The sequence below is a fragment of the Pseudomonas sp. JC1203 genome (assembly GCF_056175065.1).
Map to the genome: position 1 here is coordinate 42,154 of NZ_JBWCAM010000012.1, position 21,037 is coordinate 63,190.

Annotated in this window: 19 protein-coding genes; 8 read left to right on the forward strand and 11 right to left on the reverse strand. The window is 61.7% G+C overall.

What is annotated here, in order from left to right:
• Positions 1-2 precede the first annotated feature (2 nt).
• The 8 genes from murB to AC0SZ7_RS18450 all read right to left on the reverse strand — a co-directional run bounded on the left by murB (position 3) and on the right by AC0SZ7_RS18450 (position 6,814).
• Complete coding sequence (gene murB / locus AC0SZ7_RS18415; protein WP_475505724.1) at positions 3-1,022, reverse strand: UDP-N-acetylmuramate dehydrogenase; 1,020 nt, start codon at positions 1,020-1,022, stop codon at positions 3-5.
• Positions 1,019-1,483 (reverse strand): low molecular weight protein-tyrosine-phosphatase, encoded by a 465-nt coding sequence (locus tag AC0SZ7_RS18420; protein WP_475505725.1) that lies wholly within the window; start codon positions 1,481-1,483, stop codon positions 1,019-1,021. The genes murB and AC0SZ7_RS18420 overlap by 4 nt, the downstream gene beginning before the upstream one ends.
• The gene (gene kdsB / locus AC0SZ7_RS18425; RefSeq protein WP_475505726.1) at positions 1,483-2,247 is read right to left on the reverse strand and encodes a 3-deoxy-manno-octulosonate cytidylyltransferase; all 765 of its coding nucleotides are present in this window, start codon (positions 2,245-2,247) and stop codon (positions 1,483-1,485) included. The genes AC0SZ7_RS18420 and kdsB overlap by 1 nt, the downstream gene beginning before the upstream one ends.
• Positions 2,244-2,429, reverse strand: a complete 186-nt coding sequence (locus AC0SZ7_RS18430; RefSeq protein ID WP_027977460.1) for a Trm112 family protein — start codon at positions 2,427-2,429, stop codon at positions 2,244-2,246. The genes kdsB and AC0SZ7_RS18430 overlap by 4 nt, the downstream gene beginning before the upstream one ends.
• Before the next feature lie 41 nt (positions 2,430-2,470).
• Positions 2,471-3,472, reverse strand: coding sequence for a tetraacyldisaccharide 4'-kinase (gene lpxK, locus AC0SZ7_RS18435; protein WP_475505727.1), 1,002 nt, complete (start codon positions 3,470-3,472; stop codon positions 2,471-2,473).
• Positions 3,472-3,897: an ExbD/TolR family protein gene (locus AC0SZ7_RS18440; protein ID WP_455921489.1), complete on the reverse strand. Its 426-nt coding sequence runs from the start codon at positions 3,895-3,897 to the stop codon at positions 3,472-3,474. Before AC0SZ7_RS18440 ends, lpxK begins: the two co-directional genes overlap by 1 nt.
• Complete coding sequence (locus tag AC0SZ7_RS18445; RefSeq protein WP_416423132.1) at positions 3,894-4,529, reverse strand: MotA/TolQ/ExbB proton channel family protein; 636 nt, start codon at positions 4,527-4,529, stop codon at positions 3,894-3,896. Before AC0SZ7_RS18445 ends, AC0SZ7_RS18440 begins: the two co-directional genes overlap by 4 nt.
• Before the next feature lie 62 nt (positions 4,530-4,591).
• Positions 4,592-6,814, reverse strand: a complete 2,223-nt coding sequence (locus AC0SZ7_RS18450) for a DNA internalization-related competence protein ComEC/Rec2 (RefSeq protein WP_475505728.1) — start codon at positions 6,812-6,814, stop codon at positions 4,592-4,594.
• 147 nt (positions 6,815-6,961) lie between these two features.
• Here AC0SZ7_RS18450 and AC0SZ7_RS18455 point away from each other — a divergent pair, with 147 nt between their 5' ends.
• On the forward strand, positions 6,962-7,474 hold the full coding sequence (locus tag AC0SZ7_RS18455) for a DUF2062 domain-containing protein (protein ID WP_475505729.1): 513 nt from the start codon (positions 6,962-6,964) through the stop codon (positions 7,472-7,474).
• Positions 7,475-7,692: 218 nt separating this feature from the next.
• On the opposite strand, the gene AC0SZ7_RS18460 is transcribed toward AC0SZ7_RS18455, so the two are convergent.
• The 3 genes from AC0SZ7_RS18460 to AC0SZ7_RS18470 form a co-directional block, all read right to left on the reverse strand.
• Positions 7,693-8,472, reverse strand: coding sequence for an ABC transporter permease (locus AC0SZ7_RS18460; protein ID WP_475505730.1), 780 nt, complete (start codon positions 8,470-8,472; stop codon positions 7,693-7,695).
• Positions 8,469-9,401 (reverse strand): ABC transporter ATP-binding protein, encoded by a 933-nt coding sequence (locus tag AC0SZ7_RS18465; RefSeq protein ID WP_475505731.1) that lies wholly within the window; start codon positions 9,399-9,401, stop codon positions 8,469-8,471. The genes AC0SZ7_RS18460 and AC0SZ7_RS18465 overlap by 4 nt, the downstream gene beginning before the upstream one ends.
• A 143-nt stretch (positions 9,402-9,544) precedes the next feature.
• Entirely contained in the window at positions 9,545-10,168 is a 624-nt protein-coding gene (locus AC0SZ7_RS18470; protein WP_475505732.1) for a glutathione S-transferase, read from the reverse strand.
• A gap of 234 nt (positions 10,169-10,402) precedes the next feature.
• Here AC0SZ7_RS18470 and AC0SZ7_RS18475 point away from each other — a divergent pair, with 234 nt between their 5' ends.
• The 7 genes from AC0SZ7_RS18475 (at position 10,403) to AC0SZ7_RS18505 (ending at position 21,017) form a co-directional block, all read left to right on the forward strand.
• The gene (locus AC0SZ7_RS18475) at positions 10,403-12,850 is read left to right on the forward strand and encodes an acyl-CoA dehydrogenase (RefSeq protein WP_475505733.1); all 2,448 of its coding nucleotides are present in this window, start codon (positions 10,403-10,405) and stop codon (positions 12,848-12,850) included.
• Between the two features lie 59 nt (positions 12,851-12,909).
• Positions 12,910-13,323 (forward strand): PA2817 family protein, encoded by a 414-nt coding sequence (locus tag AC0SZ7_RS18480; RefSeq protein ID WP_475505734.1) that lies wholly within the window; start codon positions 12,910-12,912, stop codon positions 13,321-13,323.
• Between the two features lie 401 nt (positions 13,324-13,724).
• Positions 13,725-14,516, forward strand: coding sequence for an ABC transporter permease (locus tag AC0SZ7_RS18485; protein WP_475505735.1), 792 nt, complete (start codon positions 13,725-13,727; stop codon positions 14,514-14,516).
• A gap of 13 nt (positions 14,517-14,529) precedes the next feature.
• A complete protein-coding gene (locus tag AC0SZ7_RS18490) occupies positions 14,530-15,183 on the forward strand; it encodes an ABC transporter ATP-binding protein (protein WP_475505736.1) in 654 nt (217 codons plus the stop codon).
• Positions 15,184-15,234: 51 nt separating this feature from the next.
• A complete protein-coding gene (locus tag AC0SZ7_RS18495) occupies positions 15,235-16,341 on the forward strand; it encodes a KpsE/RkpR family capsule polysaccharide export protein (protein ID WP_475505737.1) in 1,107 nt (368 codons plus the stop codon).
• The gene (locus AC0SZ7_RS18500; protein ID WP_475505738.1) at positions 16,334-17,425 is read left to right on the forward strand and encodes a polysaccharide biosynthesis/export family protein; all 1,092 of its coding nucleotides are present in this window, start codon (positions 16,334-16,336) and stop codon (positions 17,423-17,425) included. Before AC0SZ7_RS18495 ends, AC0SZ7_RS18500 begins: the two co-directional genes overlap by 8 nt.
• 127 nt (positions 17,426-17,552) lie before the next feature.
• Entirely contained in the window at positions 17,553-21,017 is a 3,465-nt protein-coding gene (locus AC0SZ7_RS18505) for an HAD family hydrolase (protein ID WP_475505739.1), read from the forward strand.
• The last annotated feature ends 20 nt before the right edge of the window (positions 21,018-21,037 follow it).

Below are 21,037 nucleotides of genomic sequence, written 5' to 3' on the forward strand. Positions count from 1 at the left end.
GCTCAGTACAGGTTGGGCTCCATTTCCAGCGCCACGCCAAAGCGCTGGAGAATGTCGGCCTGGATGCGCATGGCCAGGGCGTGCAGCTGCTGCCCGGTGGCTGCGCCGTAGTTGACCAGCACCAGCGATTGCAGGCGATGCACGCCGGCATCGGCCTCACGGAAGCCTTTCCAGCCGGCACGCTCTATCAGCCAGCCGGCCGCCAGCTTCACCTGGCCATCGGCCTGGGGGTAGCCCACAAGGTCGGGGTGCTCGGCCTTGATGCTCGCGGCCAGTACCGCCGGCACCACCGGGTTCTTGAAGAAGCTGCCGGCATTGCCCAGCTCGGCCGGGTCCGGCAGTTTTTCCCGACGAATACTGCAAATCGCCGCACTGACATCACCGGGCGTCGGCGCCTCGATGCCCTGCTCGGTCAGGCGCTGGCGCACCGGGCCGTAGTCCAGATGCAACCGCGCCGTGCGGGTCAGCGTGAAGCGCACGCGCAGGATCAGCCAACGGCCAGGCTCGCGCTTGAACAGGCTATCGCGGTAGCCAAAACCACACTCCGCCAGGCTGAAGTCACGCAGCTCGCCAGTGCGGCGGTCCAGCGCGGTGAGGCCCTGGAACACGTCCTTGATCTCGACCCCGTAGGCGCCAATGTTCTGCATCGGCGCCGCACCCACGGTGCCGGGGATCAGGCTGAGGTTTTCCAGGCCAGCCAGGCCCATCGCCAGGGTCTGCAACACGAACGGGTGCCAGGGTTCGCCAGCCTGGGCCTCGATCACCACCTGTTGGCCATCGTCGCTGAGCACGCGCACGCCGGTGCCGACCATGCGCATCACCAACTGCTGCACATCAGCGGTCAGCAGCAGGTTGCTGCCACCGCCTATGGGCAACACCGGCACCTGGTGGGCCTGCGCCCAGGCCAGCGCCTCGCGCACCTGGTCGTCAGTGCCGACCTCGACGAACCAGTGCGCCTTGACGTCGATGCCAAAGGTGTTGAACGGCTTGAGCGAAACCTGCTCACGGATCTGCAGGCTCATAGCCGCCCCTTCAATTCGTTGACCAGGCCAGCACAGGCCAGCTCGATCAGGTCCAGTACCTGCTCGAAGCCCTGCTCGCCGCCGTAATACGGGTCGGGCACCTCGTCCACCGCGCCGTCGTAACGGCGCAGGAACAGGTCCAGCTCGGCACGGCCACTGGCCGGCTGCAGGCGCTTGAGGTTGCCAAGGTTACTGTGGTCCATCGCCAGGATCAGGTCATAGCGGCCAAAATCGGCGGCACTGACCTGCTGGGCGCGCTGGGCCGACAGGTCGTAGCCGCGGCGCAGGGCCGCGGCACGGGTACGGCTGTCCGGCGGTTTGCCCACGTGCCAATCGCCGGTGCCGGCCGACGCCACCTGCACCTGCTCGGCCAGGCCGGCTTCGCGCAGTTGGTGGCGCAACACACCCTCGGCGGTGGGCGAACGGCAAATATTGCCCAGGCACACGAACAAAACGCGCATCAGGCCTCCAGCAGGCGCCGCACGCGCTCCAGGTCCTGCGGGGTGTCGACACCGGCCGGCGGCGCTTCGACGGCGTCGGCGACGTGAATGCGCACGCCGTGCCACAGGGCCCGCAGCTGCTCCAGGCGCTCGGTCTCTTCCAGCCAGCACGGGCCCCATGCCACGAAGTCCTGCAGGAAGCCGGCGCGGTAGGCGTAGATGCCGATGTGGCGACGGAACGGCACGCCAGCCGGCAGGCTGTCACGGTCGTTGGCGAACTGGTCACGTGCCCACGGCAGGGTCGCGCGGCTGAACGTCAGCGCCAGGCCATTGAGGTCAGTGACCACTTTCACCACGTTGGTGTTGAACAGCGACTCGACGTCCTCGATAGGCTCGGCCAGGGTGGCCATGCCCGCTTCGGCGTGGGCGGCCAGGTTGGCAGCCACCTGGTCGATCACCGCCGGCGGAATCAGCGGCTCGTCGCCCTGCACGTTGACCACGATGGCATCGGCGGCCAGGCCCAGGGCCTGGGCCACTTCGGCCAGGCGGTCGGTGCCCGACTCATGGTCGGCACGGGTCAGCAGCACTTCGGCACCAAAGGCCTGGCAGGCCTCGACAATGCGCGCATCGTCGGTGGCGACTACCACGCGCTGGGCCGCGCTTTTACGCGCCTGCTCCCAGACGTGCTGCACCATCGGCTTGCCGGCGATCAGTTGCAGCGGCTTGCCCGGCAGGCGGGTGGAAGAAAAACGTGCTGGGATGACAACGGTAAACGCCTGGCTCATTTATCAAGGCGCTCTTCGTCGGTCAGGGTGCGCGCCTCGCTTTCCAGCATCACCGGGATGCCGTCGCGAATCGGGTAGGCCAGGCCAGCGCCCTTGCTGATCAGCTCGGTCTTGTCCGCGCTGAGTTTCAACGGGCCCTTGCAGATCGGGCAGGCGAGGATGTCGAGCAGTTTGGTGTCCATGTTAAGTCCTTGGCAAAAGAGGAAGCGGTGCGGCAAACGGGTCAGGCACGCGCGAGCAGGCTGGGCAAGCGGGCGTCGAGCCAGGCGACGAAGCCCGGCGAGGGCTGTGCGTCGACCGCCAGGTACCACCAGTCGTCCCGGGCGAAGGCGCGGCATTTGACGGCGTCCTTCTCGGTCATGACCAGCGGCAGCGGCGGTGAAAAAGTCAGTGCCGCCAGGCTGAACTCGGCGTGGTCGGCAAATGCGTGAGCCTGTGGCCGCCAGTGTAGCGCCTGCAGGGTATTGAAGAAACGTTGCGGGTTGCCGATGCCAGCCACGGCGTGCACCGCCTGGCCCGGGGCAAACAGGTCGAGGCCGCGGCGCTCGCCGGTCAGCACATTGACCAGCGCGGTGGGCTGCAGGGTGAAGGCAAAGCCCTGGTCGCGGTCGTGCTCGGCGCCGTTGAACAGCACGGCGTCCACCGCCTGCAACCGCTCGACAGGCTCGCGCAGCGGGCCGGCGGGCAGGCAGCGCTGGTTGCCCAGGCCACGGGCGGCGTCGATCAGCACCAGCTCCAGGTCACGGGCCAGGCGGTAGTGCTGCAGGCCGTCGTCGGACAGGATCAGGTCCAGCGGTTCGCTGGCCGTCAGCGCCTGCACGGCGCGGCTGCGGTCGGGGTCGATCATCAACGGCACGCCACTGCGCTGCACGATCAGCAACGGCTCGTCACCGGCCACCGCTGCGTCGTCGCTGGCACTGACGCGCCACGGCAGTTGCGGCGGCTTGGCACCGTAGCCACGGCTGACCACGCCGACCTTGAGGCCCTGGCGGCGGCAATGCTCGATCAGCCAGAGAATCATCGGCGTCTTGCCCGTGCCGCCCACGGTGACGTTACCCACCACCAGCACCGGCACTGGGGAACGGTAGATAGTGCCCTCGCCGCGCAGGAAACGCTGGCGCTTGCCCTGCACCACGCGGCGGTACAGGCATTCCAGCGGGCGCAGCAACGCCAGCGCCGGGTGACCGGCGTACCAGGCCGCCAACAAGCGATCGGAAAAGGCCATCAGTTGTTCGCCTGCGCCTCTACCGTGGTCATGCTCAGGTGGCTGAAGCCCAGCTTGCCGGCCGCGTCCATGGCGGTGATGACCGCCTGGTGCGGGGTCTTGCCATCGGCGCTGATCGACAGCGGCAACTTGGTGTCGCCGGCGGATTCGGCCTGCAGGGCATCCATCAAGGTGCTCAGGTCACTCTTGGGCAACAGCTTGTTGTTCACCGAATAGACGCCGTCGGCACTGATGGCGATGTCCAGGGTCTTGCCGGCATCCTGCTCGGGGCTACCGCTGACGGCTTCCGGCAGGTCCACACGCAATTGCGTCTGCTTGGTGAAGGTGGTTGTCACCACGAAGAACAACAGCAACACGAACACCACGTCGATCAGCGACACCAGGTTGATGTCGATCTGCTCTCGCTGCTTGCGGCGGAACTTCACGCTTTGTCCTCGGCCAGATCGACCTCGCGGTCACCCTGCACCATTTCCACCAGCTTGATCGCTTCCTGTTCCATGCCCACCACCAGCTCATCGATGCGGCGTTGCAGGAAACGGTGGAAGAACACCGCCGGAATACCCACCATCAGGCCCGAAGCCGTGGTCACTAGCGCCTTGGAGATACCACCGGCAAGCACCGCAGGGTTGGTGGCCATGTTGGCGCCCATGAACGAGCTGAAGATTTCGATCATGCCCAGCACGGTACCCAGCAGGCCCAGCAGCGGCGCCATGGCGGCGATGGTGCCCAGGGTGCTGATGTAGCGCTCCATTTCGTGAATGACGCGGGCGGCCGCCTCTTCGATGCATTCCTTCATGATTTCGCGGCCATGGCGCGAGTTGGCAAGGCCGGCGGCAAGGATTTCACCCAGCGGCGAATCGGCGCGCAGCTCCTTGAGCTTTTCCTTGTCCAGTTGCTTGTCGCGGATCCAGCGCCAGACCTGACCCAACAGGTGCGGCGGGGTCACACGGCTGGCGCGCAAGGTCCACAGGCGCTCGGCCGTGATGCCCAGTGCGGCGATGGAACTCAGAATGATCGGCAACATCATCCAGCCGCCGGATTTGACCAATTCCCACACAGTAAGGACCCCCTCGAAAAAGTTCGCCACTCTAACATAGGGGGGCTACGGGTCGTAGGCCGTCATGTCGGGTCACGCCAGAAGCGCCGCCGCTCGCGCTCGCCGGTCACGCCGTCGAAACGCCCCAGGCGCAGGTGCAGCGCCCCATGCACGGCGTTGTCGTGCACTTCCATGGCATTGGCGCGGTAACGTTCGAGCACCAGCGGGTGCGGGTGCCCGAACGAGTTGTTATGGCCGCGCGACACCAGCGCCCCACGCGGCTTCATGGCCGTTAGCAGCAATTGCGATGACGAGGTGCGGCTGCCGTGGTGGGGCGATTGCAGCCAGTGCCCGGCCAGGTCCAGGCCACTGGCCACCAGCGCGCGCTCGGCAGCGGCGTCGATGTCGCCGCCCAGCAGCAGCTTCTCCCCATTCGCCTCCACCAGCAGCACGCAGGACGACGGGTTGCTCTCCCGGGCCGCCGCCCAGCGCCACACCGTGAACTGCACGCCATCCCAGTGCCACTGGTGCCCGGGCTCGCACGGCTGCGCACCCAGCTCTGCCGGCAACTGCCCAGGCTCGCCGCTCCACACCGCCGCCACCGGCAGCCCACGCATCACCGCCGGGGCGCCGCCAGCGTGGTCCATGTGCGCGTGGCTGATCAGCATCAGGTCCAGCCGGCGCACGCCCAGGCCATGCAGGTTGGGCAGCACCACCCGCTCGCCGGCGTCCTGCCCGGGGGTGCGCGGACCTGCGTCGTACAACAACGCGTGATGGCGGGTACGCACCAGCACCGCCAACCCCTGCCCCACATCCAGCTGGGTGACCTGGGCGTGGCCATGGGGCAGCAACGCCTGCGGTGGCAAGGCCGTCAGCAACACCAATGGCCAGCCCAGCAGCCGCAGGGGCATGCCGGCGGGCAGCAACAACAGCACCGTGCCGGCCAGCACCAGCAACCACACCCCCAGCGGCAACGCCGGCGGCAGCCAGGCCGGCACCCGCGCCGCCAGCCACCCAAGGCCTTCGAACAGCACTGCCAGCAAGCCGCCGGCCAACCACAGCAACCCTTCGCCCACCCACGGCAGCGGCAACAGCAGCGCGCCCAACAATGCCGTGGGCAACACCGCCAGGCTGACCCACGGCACCGCCAGCAGGTTGGCCAGCGGGCCACCCAGGCTCACCGGCAGCCCCAGCGCCAGCATCGCCGGCAGCAGGCCCACGGCCATCAGCCATTGCGCGCGGGTCCAGGCCCGCCACCAGGGCCAGGCGCCCAGCCGGCCGGAGAACACCAGCATCAACACCGCCACCGCCGCGAACGACAGCCAGAAGCCAGGCAGCAGGCTCACCAGCGGGTCGGTCAGCAACACCGCGTTCAGCGCCACCAACAGCGGCAGCCACACCCCCAGGTGGCGAAACCGCAAGCGCCACAGCAGCACCAGGCCCAGCATGATGCAGGCCCGCCGCACCGGCACCTGGAACCCGGCCAGCAAGCCGTAGCCCAACGCCGCCGCGAATGCCAGCGCGCAGGCCCAAGGCAGCCAGGGCAACGCCCGCGGCCACAGCCCCAGCCGTGCCAGCCCCGCCACCAGCCCGTAGACCAGGCCCGCCAGCAGGCCAATGTGCGTGCCGGAAATCACCAGCAGGTGCACGGTGCCGGTGGCTTGCAGCACACCCCATTGCTCGCGGCTGATGGCCGAGCCGTCGCCCATCACCAGCGCCACCAGCACACCCTGGTAGCCCTGGGCGTCCACCGCCAGCAGGCGCTGACGCAGGCCGTCGCGCCAGGCACCCTGCGCCGGGGCCAGCAACTGGCCGTCCTTGACGCTGCCGGTGGCGCCGATGCGCCGCGCCAGCATCCAGGCCTCTGCGTCCAGCCCCGCCGGGTTGACCAGCCCGCGCGGCCGTTTCAGCGTAACCGCCAGGCGCCAGCGCTCACCGGCATTCACCGCAGGCCCGTTGAACCAGGACAGCCGCACCGTCGCCGGCAGCGCATGGCGCCGGGCCTGCGGGGCGCTGAGCTCGAAGCGCACCGACTGCCCCTGGTTGTCCGGCAACCCGGTCACCAACCCTTCCAGCCACAGCGTCTGGCCATCCAGGTGCGGCGACAGGCGGTCATCCAAGGCCCGCTGCCCCTGCCAGGCGCCCCAGGCCAGCCCCAGCACCAGCAGGCCAAGGCGCAGCCAACGCACCCCGCACAGTGCCGCGCCCACCGCCACCAGCCCCAGCAGCAGAGCGGTTCCAGGCAACGCCGGGAGAAAACGCAGGGCCACAAGGCCGGTGGCCAGTGCCAGCATTGCAGTACGCATAAGCTCATCCTTGAGCGGCAGGGCGACCAGCATCGGCGCAAACACAGGGAAGCGCTGCTCAATATTTGTCACAAAGTCTGAACAGAGCTGTCAGCAAACCCGGGCATACTGGGCCCCACCCCATTGGCCTGCCCCGCGAGAACCCGCATGCCGCGCCGCCTGTTCAAACGCTACATGCCCGACCCCGACAGCTTGCGCAGCAACAAATCGCTACGCTTTCTCGGGCGCCTGCTGCACGACCCCAACCTGTGGCACCTGAACCGCCGCGGCGTTTCACGCGCCATGGCCGTGGGGCTGTTTGCCGCGTTCCTGCCCATCCCCCTGCAGATGCTGGTGGCGGCCGCGCTGGCGGCGCTGGTGCGCGGCAACCTGGCCATCGCGGTCAGCCTGGTATGGCTGACCAACCCGCTGACCATGGCACCGGTGTTCTTCGTCACCTACCAGGTGGGCGCCTGGCTGATGGGCACGCCACCGCGCAGCCTGCCCGACGACCTCAACTGGGAATGGGTGAGCAGCCAGCTGGCCACCTTGTGGCAACCATTCGTGCTGGGCTCGGTGGTGACGGGGCTGGTGATGGGGGCACTGGGGTATGTGGCCACCCAGGGCTATTGGCGCTGGTGGGTGGCGCGCCAGTGGCGCAAACGCCACACAACCCCGTAGCAGCTGCCGCAGGCGGCGTCCGGGGTCGGCGCGGTGCCAGATAGTGCGCGGGGCGAGGGACGCGGCCTGCGGCCGCTGCTACGGGGGGCGTGTGTACCTTCGTCGATCGCGTCGTCTGCATCGCGGCCAAGGCCGGCTCCTACCACGCACGGCGTAGGAGCCGACTTTAGTCGCGATGCAGGCAACGCGGTTTCAAGACAGTTGCTGCTACGGGATGCTCAGGTACGCATGCCGCGGCCGCTGACCAGCAGGCGCGCGCAGCCGATGTACAGCACCACCGTGGCCACCAGCATGAACGTCACCGCGATGCTGATGCGGATGTCCGACACCCCCAGAATGCCGTAACGGAAGGCGTTCACCATATGCAGCACCGGGTTCACCAGCGACACGGTCTGCCAGAACGGCGGCAGCAAGGTGATCGAGTAGAACACGCCACCCAAGTAGGTCAGCGGCGTCAGCACGAAGGTCGGGATGATGGAAATATCATCGAAGTTGCGCGCAAACACTGCGTTGATAAAGCCCAGCAGCGAGAAAATCGTCGCCGTCAGTATCACCACCAGCAAGGTAATGCCCAGGTGGTGCACCTGCAGGTGGGTGAAGAACAGCGACAGCAGGGTCACGATGATGCCCACCATCAACCCGCGCAGCACACCGCCGATCACATAGCCGGTGAGAATGATGTGCGGCGACACCGGCGACACCATCAGCTCTTCGATGGAGCGCTGGAACTTGCTGCCGAAGAAGCTCGACACCACGTTGCCATAGGAGTTGGTGATCACCGACATCATGATCAGCCCCGGCACGATGTACTCCATGTAGCTGAAGCCACCCATGCCGCCGATCTGTCGGCCAATCAGGTTACCGAAGATAACGAAGTACAAGACCATGGTGATGGCCGGGGGCAGCAGCGTCTGCGGCCAGATGCGCATGAAACGACGCACTTCGCGGTAGACGATGGTATTGAGCGCGACCCAGTTGGCTTTCACTTCGAAACTCATACGGCCACCTTCGCCAGATTTTTCTCCACCAGGGACACGAACAACTCCTCCAGCCGATTGGTTTTATTGCGCAGGCTCAGCACCTCGATGTGCTTGAGGGCCAATTGACCGAACAGAGCGGTAATACCCACTTCCTTGTCCACCTGCACCTCCAGGGTGTGGGCGTCGACCAGGCGGCAGGGGTAGCCATCCAACACCGGCGCTTCCAGCAGGTCGGACTTGAGGTCCAGCAGGAAGGTCTCCACGTGCAGGGTGCCCAGCAGCTTGCGCATGCTGGTGTTCTCGACAATGGTGCCGTGGTCGATGATGCCGATGTTGCGGCACAGCTGCTCGGCCTCTTCCAGGTAGTGGGTGGTGAGGATGATGGTGGTGCCCTTCTCGTTGAGCTCGGTAAGGAAGCTCCACATCGACCGGCGCAGCTCGATGTCCACCCCGGCGGTCGGCTCGTCGAGAATCAGCAGGCGCGGGTTGTGGATCAACGCACGGGCGATCATCAGGCGGCGCTTCATGCCACCCGACAGCGAGCGTGACGGCACATCGCGCTTGTCCCACAAGCCCAGCTGGGTCAGGTACTGCTCGGTGCGTTCCTTGGCGATGCGCGGCGGAATGCCGTAGTAGCCTGCCTGGGTGACGACGATGTCGAAGGTCTTCTCGAACTGGTTGAAGTTGAACTCCTGCGGCACCACGCCGATGCTGCGCTTGAGCGCCGCCGGGTCGCGGTCCAGGTCGTGGCCGAAGATGTTCACCGTGCCGCTGGTCTTGTTCACCAGGGTGGAAAGTATGCCGATGGTGGTGGACTTGCCGGCCCCGTTGGGGCCCAGCAAGGCGAAGAAATCGCCTTCGGCCACGTCCAGGTCAATGCCCTTGAGGGCCTGGAAACCGTTGCCGTAGGTCTTGGTCAGCTGCCGGATGGACAGAGCAGAACTCATAGAGAAACCATGCACCGAAAAAAGAAAGGAAGGGTCGATAAACCTTAATAAAGACGCCGATCACCGTCACAAGGTGCGGCGGGCATGACCAATGGTGCTAGCACGCGAGGCACATGTACAGTGATCAACATCGATAATACTTATCAGGTCAACGCGGTCATTACCGCCTTGCGGTAGGCCGGGCGCTCCTTCAAACGCGCGTACCAGGCTTCCAGATGCGGCATGGGCGGCCGCTCGATGGGCATTTCGAACCAGGCATAGATGAAACACCCCAGCGGGATGTCGCCCATGCCCAGCTCGCTCCCAGACAGATACGGCTGGTGCGCCAGGGCCTGGTCGGCCACGGCCAGCACCTCGATCACCGCCTTCAGCGCGGCGTTGATCTGCACCCAGTCCTGCTGCTCGGCCGGGGTGCGCAACACGCCCCAGAACAGCGGCTTGAAGGGGTCGGCCAGGGACGAGGTGGTCCAGTCCATCCACTTGTCGGCGCTGGCCCGCGCCGCGGCATCGGCGGCGAACCACGGCGAACCGCTGGCGTATTGCGCGCACAGGTAGCGAACGATGGCGTTGGATTCCCACAACACCAGCGCGCCATCCTCGATCATCGGCACCCGGCCATTGGGGTTCTTGCTGCGGTACTCCACCTCATTCACCAGGCCAAAGGCGCCACCGGCATCGATAGCCTGGTACGGCACCTGCAATTCTTCTGCGCACCACAACACCTTGCGCACATTGGACGAATTCTTGCGTCCCCACACCTTAAGCATTCCGTGTCCCCCGGCTGAATAGTCCGAGGAGTCTACTACCGGATACCGTCTTGTGGGAGCTGGCGTGCCAGCGAGCTCTTATGGCCGCAACAGCTCGCTGGCAAGCCAGCTCCCACAGGACCGTTGCTGCTACAAACAGCCCGCAACGAACTCCCCGGCCAGCCGGGGGTCACTACTCTGGCAAGCGGTCTACGCTTCCTCAGTGCGCCGCCCCGTCATCATGGAGGACTGAATATGCTGTTGTTGTGGATCGTGGTACTGGTCATCGGCAAGGCCTGGCTGTTCCATCGCCGCGTGGCGCCCCTGCCCGCCATGGGCATCATTGCCGTGTACCTGCTGGCCATGGGCATGTTCAGCCACGCGCCGGGCTGGCTGCTGACAATATTCTGGGTGCTGCTGATAGCCAGCGCCCTGCCCCTGCTGCTGCCCGACCTGCGCCGCAAGCTGTTCACCGCCCCGCTGTTCAGCTGGTTCCAGCGCACCCTGCCGCCCATGTCGCAAACCGAGCGCGAAGCCATCGACGCCGGCACCGTGTGGTGGGACGGCCAGCTGTTCAGCGGCCGCCCCGACTGGCACACCCTGCTGGGCTACCCCAAGGCGCAGCTGACCGCCGAAGAACAGGCCTTCATCGACGGCCCCACCGAAGCGCTGTGCGCCATGGTCAGTGACTGGCAGATCGGCCAGGACCTCGACCTGCCGCCCGAAGCCTGGGCGCATATAAAGGAACACGGCTTCTTCGCCCTCATCATCCCCAAGGAGTTCGGCGGCAAAGGCTTCTCCGCCTACGCCCACTCCCAGGTAGCCATGAAGCTGGCCACCCGCAGCGGCGACCTGGCGTCCACCGTCATGGTGCCCAACTCACTGGGCCCCGCCGAACTGCTGCTGCACTACGGCACCGACGAACAGCGCAACCACTACCTGCCACGGCTGGCGCGTGGTGACGACATCCCCTGCTTCGCCCTGACCGGGCCGCTGGCAGGCTCCGACGCCGGCGCCATGCCCGACACCGGGGTCATCTGCAAAGGCCAGTGGAACGGCGAGGAAGTCATTGGCCTGCGCCTGAACTGGGAAAAGCGCTACATCACCCTGGGCCCCGTCGCCACCCTGCTGGGCCTGGCCTTCAAGGCCCACGACCCCGACCACCTGCTGGGCGAGGAAACCGACCTGGGCATCACCCTGGCGCTGATCCCCACCGACACCCCCGGGGTCACCATCGGCCGCCGCCACCTGCCCCTGGGCGCCGCCTTCATGAACGGCCCCAACTCCGGCAAGGACGTGTTCGTGCCGCTGGACTACCTCATCGGCGGCCAGGCCATGCTCGGCAAAGGCTGGATGATGCTGATGAACTGCCTGTCGGTGGGGCGCTCCATCTCCCTGCCGGCGGTGGGCACCGGCGCCGCCAAGTACACCAGCCTGGTCACCGGCCAGTACGCCCAGGTGCGCGAACAGTTCAACGTGCCGCTGGCGGCGTTCGAAGGCATTCAGGCCGCCATGGCCCGCATCGGCGGCAACGCCTGGCTGATGGACGCCGCGCGCATGCTCACCGCCAACGCCGTGGACCTCGGCGAAAAGCCCTCGGTGCTGTCGGCCATCCTCAAGTACCACCTCACCGAGCGCGGCCGCGAGTGCATCAGCCACGCCATGGACGTGCACGGCGGCAAGGGCATCATCATGGGGCCCAACAACTACCTGGGCCGCAACTGGCAAGGTGCGCCCATCTTCATCACCGTGGAGGGCGCGAACATCCTCTCGCGCAACCTGATGATCTTCGGCCAGGGAGCCATCCGCTGCCATCCCTTCGTGCTCAAGCAAATGGCCCTCGCCGCCCGTGAAGACAAGGCCCAGGCCCTGGTGGAATTCGACGCCCTGCTGCTCAAGCACATCGGCTTCGCCATCGGCAACGCCGCCAGCACCTTCGTCCTCAACCTGGGCCTGGGGCATTTCGAACACGCCCCCGGCGACGCCATCAGCCAGGGCTACTTCCGCGCCCTGAACCGCCAGGCGGCCGCCTTCGCGCTGCTGGCCGACCTGAGCATGATGCTGCTGGGCGGCGAACTCAAACGCCGCGAACGCCTGTCGGCGCGCCTGGGTGACGTGCTCAGCAACCTCTACCTGGGCTCGGCCGCGCTCAAGCGCTACCACGACCAGGGCTCACCCGAGTACCTGCAACCGCTGCTGCACTGGGCCATGGAAGAAAGCCTGGGCCAGGCCGAGCGCGCGCTGGACGAACTGCTGAAAAACTTCCCCAGCCGTATCCTCGGCTGCCTGCTGCGCGTGGTGGTGTTCCCGTTCGGCCGCCGCCACACCGGCCCGTCCGACCGCCTGGACGCCGAAGTGGCCGCCGTCATCGGCCGCGCCAAGGGCGACCCGGCGCTGGAAGAACTGCTGGCCGGCTGCTACCGCCCCACCGCCGAAGGCGACCCGGTGGCCGCCCTGCAAACTGCCTGCGACCTGCTGGCCGCGAGCCACCCGCTACAGAAAAAACTGCACACCGCCTACAAGGCCGGCCAGTTCAGCCCGGCCGCGGAAGAAACCCTGATAGACGCCGCCCTGGAAGCCGGCGTGCTGCAGGCCGGCGAAGCAGAAACTCTGCGCCAGGCGGAAGCCGCCCGGCGCAAGGTAATTGACGTCGACGACTTCGACAAAGCCGAACTCACGCCCAGCGAAGGCCGCGTCCGATGACACACTTCCTCCCGGGCGCGTATACTCCCGCGCCCGTTTTGCTCAAGAGGACCTTCAACATGGCCACCCCATACATTGACCACCAGCTTGTGCTGCTCGATCACCTGCGCGGCATCCTGGTCGCCCTGGGTGAAGCCGAACAGGTACCCGACGAGAGCCACGCCCTGTTTCTGGAGCGCTACGACGAACTGCGCATGGAACTGCCCATCGACCCGGTCGCCAGCGCCTACCTGGGCCAGGACCTGATGTGCCAGATCATCCAGCGCTACCCGCAAATCGCCCACCTGATCCCCCGCGACCTGCTGTGGTTCTTCGGCGGCGATTGCCTGCACTACATGCCCGACGAAGAAATCGACCTGTACCAGGCACTGGAAGAGCGTCGCTTTGAAGCGGAAGAAAACGAAGAGCCGTTCGACTGGAACCAGGAGAAGCAACTGCTGGCGATGTCGTTGCAGGACAGCAGCAAGCACTGATTGGGTTGTTGTCAGAAAAAGCCGCTTTCGAGCGGCTTTTTTGTGGCTGGCGTTCGACCGAATCCCGAGGCAAAAACCATCCGCCCGAGCCCAATACCACTGGTCGGTTTTCACCTGTAATTGCTTTTACATTTCATCTGTAAATGAACGGCGAATGCCCAATGAAAAAGGGCTGAAACCCTTAACGGACGCGGCTAGCCGCTTCAGGAAATGCCCCCTTCCTATCAAAAACGTCATTTGCGTTTTAGGAACCATCTTACTTGACGCTTGTCAGGCCCGCGTTTAACCTCCCGCGCCACATGGAAGCAGTCTGCCACCCCCATATCGGCAGATTCGTTATCTGAAAATGAATTCCAGCCGCCCGATAACGATCAGGCGGCAACGCTGTGCGGTAATCACTCTTGAAGCCTCGCTCCTCGTTCCAGATTCAGAAATCCGTCATTTTCGCCCTGATTCTTCGCGAGGCTCGCTCGCGCTTCGGTACCCGCCGGATGGGGGCCGCCTGGACCCTGATCGAACCGATCTGTCACCTGCTGATCTTCAGCCTGTTGTTCGCGCTGCTGCGTGGCCGCACCCTCACCGGCATCGAATACCCAGTGTTCGTGCTTGTCGGCATGGCCCCTTTCCTGCTGTACCGCAACACCGCCATGCGGTTGATGGACAGCCTGCGGGAAAACCGTTCGCTATTCGCCTACAAGCAAATCAAGCCGCTGGATACCTATCTCGCCCGGGTGCTGGTAGAAGCCTGTATCAGCGCCACGGTGTACGTGATCCTGGTATTCGGGTTCGCCTGGTTCGGTTTTGACATGGCCGTGGGGCACCCGCTTCAGTGGGTTGCCACACTGGCACTGGGCCTGCTGTTCGCCTTCAGCCTGGGCATGGTAATTGCCCTGATTACCCATGCCATTCCAGGTGCCAAGATCGTCTTCCGCATGGCGTTCTTCCCCCTGTACTTCATCTCCGGCGTGCTGATGCCTGCGTCCTATCTGCCGCAGGCAATGCTGCCGATGTTGTTGCTCAACCCTTTCCTGCACATCGTCGAGCTGATCCGCGCCGAAGCCCTGCCGCACTACGCGCCGGTGGCCGGTGTGTCCGCGAATTACGTGATCGCCGTCACCCTGGTGTTGCTGTTCGTTGCCCTGGGCACGTACCGGGCCCGCCGACTGCATCTCATTTCCACGAAAAACGGTTGATTACAGGCCCCACGTGTTCGAGCTTAGAAACGTTACCAAGTCGTACCTGACCCCCAAGGGCCGCCGCTATGTGTTCCGCGACCTTTCCCTGGCCATTCCCCCGGGCAAGAACATCGGCCTGATCGGCCGTAACGGCGCCGGCAAGTCCACCCTCATGCGCCTGCTGGGCGGTGCCGACATCCCCGACTCCGGCACCATTGCCACCGACCAGAGCATCTCCTGGCCGGTGGGCCTGTCCGGTGGCTTCCAGGGCAGCATGACCGGCCGCGAGAACATCAAGTTCGTCTGCCGCGTCTACGGTGCCCAAGGCGAAGCCATGCGCGAAAAGATTCGCTACGTGCAGGAGTTCGCCGAAATCGGCGACTGGATCGACGAACCCATCAAGACCTACTCATCGGGCATGCGCTCACGCCTGGCCTTTGGCCTGAGCATGGCATTTGATTTCGACTACTACCTGATTGACGAAGTGATGTCGGTGGGTGACGCCCAGTTCAAGCGCAAGTGCGCCGAAGTCTTCGAGCAGAAGCTGCAACGCTCGAAGGTCGTGCTGGTTTCCCACTCCATGCCGGAAATCGAAAAACTCTGCGACATCGTGCTGCTGGTCCGCGACGGCGGCATCCAGGTGTACGAAGACGTCGCCGAAGGCATCAAGGCCTACAACAGCTGATTCCTCCCCCTTTCATTGCAACACCGTTCCATTTTCAAGGATGCATCACTTATGAGCAGTACGGGTAAATTCAAGGGCTGGCGCCTGGCAATGGGGCTGGTGGTACTACCGCTGACCGTGGCGGCACTGTATTTCGGCGTGTTCGCCGTGGACCGTTTCGTCAGCTCGGCCCAAGTGGTCGTGCGCCAGGAAGGTAGCAACCAGGGCGCCCAACTGCCTGGCCTGGCTACCCTGCTGACCGGCAACAACCCCGCGTCCCGGGAAGAAACCCTGTACCTGCGCGAATACATCATGTCCACCGACATGATGCTGCTGCTGGAAGACCGCCTGCACTGGGTGGAGAAATACTCCGAACAGCGCAGCGACATCTTCTTCTCGCTGCCCAAGGATGCCCAGCGCGAAGACCTGCTCAAGTATTACCAGCGCATGGTTTCGGCCTCGTATGATGAGACTACCGGCCTGCTGCGCGTAGAAGTGCAAGCATTTACTCCAGAAATGTCGGAGTTGATGGTGCGCACTATCCTTGCGGCCAGTGAGCACTTCGTTAACGAAGTGAGCCACAGTATTGCCCGCGAACAAATGGCATTTGCGCAAGGCGAACTGACCAAAGCCCGCGTCAATTACACCGAGCGCAAGACCGCGCTGATGTCGTTCCAGAATGATAACAACGTGCTGGATGGCAGCAGCTCGGCCGAAAACCGCGCCACCATCATTGCCGACCTTGAGAGCCAGTACACCCGCGCGCAAGCGGTGGCTACCGAAATGAACTTCAAGCTTCGCGCCGACGCTCCACAGGTCAAGCAGCAGAAGCAAAAGGTAAGCGCCATTGCCCAACAGCTGGCCAAGGAAAAGCGCCTGCTGGTATCCGCTCCTGACGGCGACCAACTCAACGTCGTCGCCTCGCAATACCGCCAGTTGACTCTGGATGCCGGTATTGCTGAAGACGGCTATAAAACGGCGGTTGCCGCCTTGGACACCGCGCGTATTGAAGCCAGCAAAAAGATTCGCACCCTGGTAACCGTAGTCAGCCCGAACACACCGCAACTCGCCCTCTACCCAGAGCGCTTGTACAACTTGGCGACCGTCCTGCTGGGCCTGCTCATGCTGTACGGCATCACCCGCTTCATTCTTGCTTCGATCGAGGATCATCGTGATTAAATCCCTAGTTGTTTCCAACAAGCGCACCCTGAACCTCGCTGCCGCAACCTTGGCCATCCTGAGCTTGGCCGGTTGCGGGGGCACCTTATCGGGTGCAGGCCCTTACAAGGGCGCTATCGAAGACAAGAACGATCTTTACAACCTGGTCGAAATCAACGCCAACACTATCGCGCCTTACATGAAGGGTGCGGAGCGACCGCTGGTTGCCAGCGTCACCAAGCCTGTTGGCCCCTCCGCGCGGCTCATGGCAGGTGACGTGCTGAGCGTCCTGATCGCCGACACCGCACCGGAGGGCTCGGCGCTGTTCGCCCCGCTAGCCACCGGTGGTACGCAACTCAAGGCACGGATTGACGATCAGGGCATGATCTCTCTGCCGTACGTGGGTCGTCAGTTCGTAGCCGGCATGACCATCAACGATGTTGAAAACCTGATTCGCAAGCAGCTGAAGGGCATCACTACCGACGTGCAGACCCACGTTGAACTGGTGGGCGACCTGTCGGGCTCAGTGTTGGTTGCCGGTGCGGTGAAGACCCCTGGCCGCTTCTCAACTCTGCAAGGCCCGCTGACCCTGCTGGATGCCATCAACCAGGCCGGTGGTCCGGTACTTGAGCCGCATCTGGTGAACATCACCGTACGCAATGGCAGTCAGGTTCAGCAACTCAGCTACGAAGAAGTGCTGGGAGGCAAAAACGCTGTGCTGCGTCCTAGCTCGGAAGTGATCGTGGACCGCGCTCGCCAGCGCTTCGTAGCCATGGGTGCCGTGGAGCAACCAGGGCTGAAGGACCTACCTGCGCAAAACACTAGCCTGCTGGACGCCTTGGGCTCCGTAGGCGGCCTGCGTGAAGCCAGCGCCAATCCCGAAGGCGTGTTCATCTTCCGCATGAGCGACGATACGCGCGCCAAGCCGACAGTACTGCGTCTGGACATGCGTGATCCGGCGGCGATCTTCTATGCGCGTCAGATCATGATCAAACCAGATGACACTATTTACGTAACTAATGCCGCTGTCTACGAATGGCAGAAAGTTATCACCCCGGTTGTTCAGACGATGGTTCTGGGGCGCGCAGTCGGCGCCTATAAATAACTGAGACTCGATGGGGGCAAGAAGCTGCGCAGAGCACTGCGCGCTCCTCCCCCATTTTTTATTTCTAAACTGTTCCGACCGAAGTAGCTCGTCGGGACGTTGCCAACTTTTGGATTACGGACACCAGATGAAAATCTTAGTTTGGAACGCACCTTGGGCCGTTCAAGGCGATCTCCTTTTTTTCCGAAACTGCTACCTTAAACACCTCCTGCTTCAAGCCAACCTTCTAGCGGGCCGCGGCATTGAAGTGGACTTGGTCGTCAATGACTATATCAATGACGGTCAAGCAGTTATCAACAGCAACATAAACATCATCAACATCACTGCTGGCGAAATATTTGCATTAACCCGCGGTGTGCCTGCACCGATGATATCCTTGTACAAACAAGATGATATCGCTTTTGTCGATCGCATCAAGAATCTACTTACGCCCAAGCTGGCTAAGCACTACGACGCCGTGCTTCTGTGGGAAAACCCGGTTCCATTTCTAGAGCAGATGTACCCAGAATCTCTGATCGTTCATCAGATGCCTGGGGCATTGAGCAGAGCTCCGTTCCCTCCAACAACAACATTTGATGTGCACGGACTGTACAAAGACGGGGCGATCCACAAATTCAACAACGAGATTATCCATGCCTCTCTGACTGAGTCGACGCTAGTCGCTTCTTTAAAGTCGGAAATCAAGGACACTTATAGCGCCCTACCGTCTCTTCTTGAAGGTATGTTCGAGCAGAGCGCTTACGACCAGCTTGCGTTGCTTCCGCTGCAGGTAAGCAATCATTACGCGTTCCAAGCCGACACCTCGTACCTTACTCAAACCGATTACCTGCTAGACGTTCTAACGAGCACACCCGCCAGCACAGGCATCATTGCAACCCAATACGTATCGCCAAAGATCAGCGATACAGTTTTGACACCTGAATCGTATTTGTCACTGAAGTCGAACTGGTCAAATCTCATTCATCATGAGAAATTCGACAGAACACCCAATATCTCCCAACATTTGCTACCCCACGTAAACAAAGTTATTACCTGTTCCTCGTCAGTCGGGATCCAGGCAATGCTCTGGTCAAAAGACCTTGAGGTATACGGAGACACATTCCTAAAATCATATAATACTAAAAGTATTATCGCTCAAGGCGCAGACATTAATCGCGCCCACGACAGCTTGCTTAAATTTATTTTTGAGCGCCAACAAGTGCTGTCGACCAACATCGTGCACAATGATGACTTCCTGATCAACTTGCTGGAAAGCTTGATTACCAAGAAGAAAGAAAACAAACAGTCTCTAGATAGTTTTGTTAAGTTCAGCGATATTGATAGCACCTACGAAGACAAGGTGCTCAGCCGAATCAACGGAGAAAGACTGGTTGGTATTTTCCAAGCAGCGGACTCGACTTTAGAAGCAGAAATCCAAACCACGGCGAAATTCAAGAGATCGATCAAAAACAACAAGATCGACACGATATCGTTCGATGTTTTTGACACTCTGATATCACGCCCTGTCGAAGTTCCTGCTGACGCCTACCAATTCTTGGAAATTGAGGCCCTCAAAATCTCGAAAGGTACGACTGAGGATTTTGCTCGCGTTCGCCTGGTTGCAGAAGTTGAGACAAGGAATGCATCCTCCAAGGGCGAAATCACGCTCGACGAAATTTACGATCACATCCAGAATCACTACCAAGCGCCTCGCGACCTTATTGAAAAAATCAAACAGCGGGAAATTGAACTTGAAATCGATCTGATTGAAGTTCGCTGCTTGGGCCGCAAACTCTGGAACATCGCAAAGGCCTCGCAAAAACCAATAACCATTATTTCTGACATGTACCTTCCACACGATGTAGTGGCGCGCATGCTAGAAAAAACCGGTTACACGGGTTTCGAGAAGCTTTACGTTTCGAGCGACTACGGCGTCCGCAAAAAAGAAGGACAGCTGTTTGATGTGGTCATTAAAGACCAATCAATTGAACCGACGAAACACTTACATATTGGCGACAACAAGGTCGCTGACGTAGATATGGCCCAAGAACGTGGCATGCACGCATTCCGCATCCCTCGAGCCATTGACCGCATGCGCAGCAACCCCCACTACAAAAAACTCTTCAACCCTCGCTCAGGTGTTGGCCAACGATCCAGAAGCGTTATTGCTGGCTTGATTTCCCATCGGTTTTTTGACTTGCCTTCAGGCAAACTTGAACAAGACTCATTGTTCATGGGGAGCAGCCAACGACTTGGCTATGGGTCGATCGGACCAATGCTGACTGCCTACATGCTTTGGTTATCGCGCCGCGCCAAAGCGGATGGAGTTTCGCGCCTGTATTTCCTTTCGAGGGAAGGCTGGATCCTCAAAGAAATTTATGACCGTGTAAATAAGAACCGCACTAACGCCGTGCCCAGTACCTATTTGTACTGTTCGCGCCGCGCAGCCAGGGTAGCTGCAATAAAACACACAAGTGATATTACCGCAGTAGCGTCCCAACCCTATGAGGCTGGTGTCACGTTAGGCCGACTTTTGAATCAACGATTCGGCTTGGAAATTGACGCTGAGATTGAATCGATTATCGCTCAGAGCGCTTTGAAATCGAGCAACGCTACATTAGCCTCGGACAGCGCCGCACGCATCGAATTCTCACAAATTTGCGTGTCGCTAGCGAAGCAGATATTGATTCAAGCGGCTCAAGAGCGCGAGGCATACCTCGAATATCTTGAGCAGACGAACATTACTACAGAAAAATCACCTGCAGTCGTAGACATCGGCTGGAAGGCGAACATGCAAGGGTCGTTAGGCGCCCTGATCAAACGCCCACTAAAAGGCTACTACTACGCCACCCTGCAAGGCGTCGAGCGCTGGGAGCTGGATGGTCACACCGTTGCAGGCTTCGCTGGTGATTCCGTCAGCATCGATCATAACAGCGCTGCGATCAACAACCGTCACCTCTGCGAATTTTTAACTTGCAAGGCTGACGGCAGCCTAATCAATTTTAGCTTTGATAAGGATAAAGCTCCGAAACCAAACTTCCGCCATGACGATGGACAAGCTGCCAGAAACCTGTTGATTCGGGAAATCCACAGAGGCGCCATAGAATTTGCTGAAGACTTGGCCCATCGCTTCAAACTATCGATCGACAACCTAGTTATCGATCCTGTGCTAGGCGAGCGACTATTCCGATATTACATGGAAAGTCCTACCAACGCAGACGCGCTACTGCTGGCCAATTATGCGTTTGAAGATTCGTTTGGCGGCGTAGACAAAAAATTCATCATTAGCCAAAGCGATCAGGCGAAATCAGTTTGGCAAAAAGGAGCCCTTGCGGCGTTCCCCGAAACCAAACCAGTTGTTGCTGCGGCAAAACCAGTTGCAAAACCTGTAGCCAAAGAGGTCATCAAACAACCTCACATTGGAGAAATGCGACCAAGCAAAATTTCTGGAATCGCTGGTATCGTTATACGCCCTATCGAGCGGACGTTTATTCGCCTTTCTGTGAACAAGAAGAAATACGAAAAGTACAAGCGCGATCGAAACGCCTTCTTCCAGGATTCCAAGGATACACTTGCCATTCGGTGGTACGCGTACACGAATCCTGAAATTTAAATGCAAGTGAGGGGGCCCAT

Excerpts from the sequence above, each read along its gene's own strand:
- murB (WP_475505724.1), bottom strand. The coding sequence starts at position 1,022 with ATGAGCCTGCAGATCCGTGAGCAGGTTTCGCTCAAGCCGTTCAACACC.
- kdsB (WP_475505726.1), bottom strand. The coding sequence starts at position 2,247 with ATGAGCCAGGCGTTTACCGTTGTCATCCCAGCACGTTTTTCTTCCACC.
- AC0SZ7_RS18475 (WP_475505733.1), top strand. The coding sequence starts at position 10,403 with ATGCTGTTGTTGTGGATCGTGGTACTGGTCATCGGCAAGGCCTGGCTG.
- AC0SZ7_RS18465 (WP_475505731.1), bottom strand. The coding sequence starts at position 9,401 with ATGAGTTCTGCTCTGTCCATCCGGCAGCTGACCAAGACCTACGGCAAC.
- AC0SZ7_RS18430 (WP_027977460.1), bottom strand. The coding sequence starts at position 2,429 with ATGGACACCAAACTGCTCGACATCCTCGCCTGCCCGATCTGCAAGGGC.
- AC0SZ7_RS18420 (WP_475505725.1), bottom strand. The coding sequence starts at position 1,483 with ATGCGCGTTTTGTTCGTGTGCCTGGGCAATATTTGCCGTTCGCCCACC.
- lpxK (WP_475505727.1), bottom strand. The coding sequence starts at position 3,472 with ATGGCCTTTTCCGATCGCTTGTTGGCGGCCTGGTACGCCGGTCACCCG.
- AC0SZ7_RS18450 (WP_475505728.1), bottom strand. The coding sequence starts at position 6,814 with ATGCGTACTGCAATGCTGGCACTGGCCACCGGCCTTGTGGCCCTGCGT.
- AC0SZ7_RS18480 (WP_475505734.1), top strand. The coding sequence starts at position 12,910 with ATGGCCACCCCATACATTGACCACCAGCTTGTGCTGCTCGATCACCTG.
- AC0SZ7_RS18470 (WP_475505732.1), bottom strand. The coding sequence starts at position 10,168 with ATGCTTAAGGTGTGGGGACGCAAGAATTCGTCCAATGTGCGCAAGGTG.
- AC0SZ7_RS18455 (WP_475505729.1), top strand. The coding sequence starts at position 6,962 with ATGCCGCGCCGCCTGTTCAAACGCTACATGCCCGACCCCGACAGCTTG.
- AC0SZ7_RS18505 (WP_475505739.1), top strand. The coding sequence starts at position 17,553 with ATGAAAATCTTAGTTTGGAACGCACCTTGGGCCGTTCAAGGCGATCTC.
- AC0SZ7_RS18495 (WP_475505737.1), top strand. The coding sequence starts at position 15,235 with ATGAGCAGTACGGGTAAATTCAAGGGCTGGCGCCTGGCAATGGGGCTG.
- AC0SZ7_RS18460 (WP_475505730.1), bottom strand. The coding sequence starts at position 8,472 with ATGAGTTTCGAAGTGAAAGCCAACTGGGTCGCGCTCAATACCATCGTC.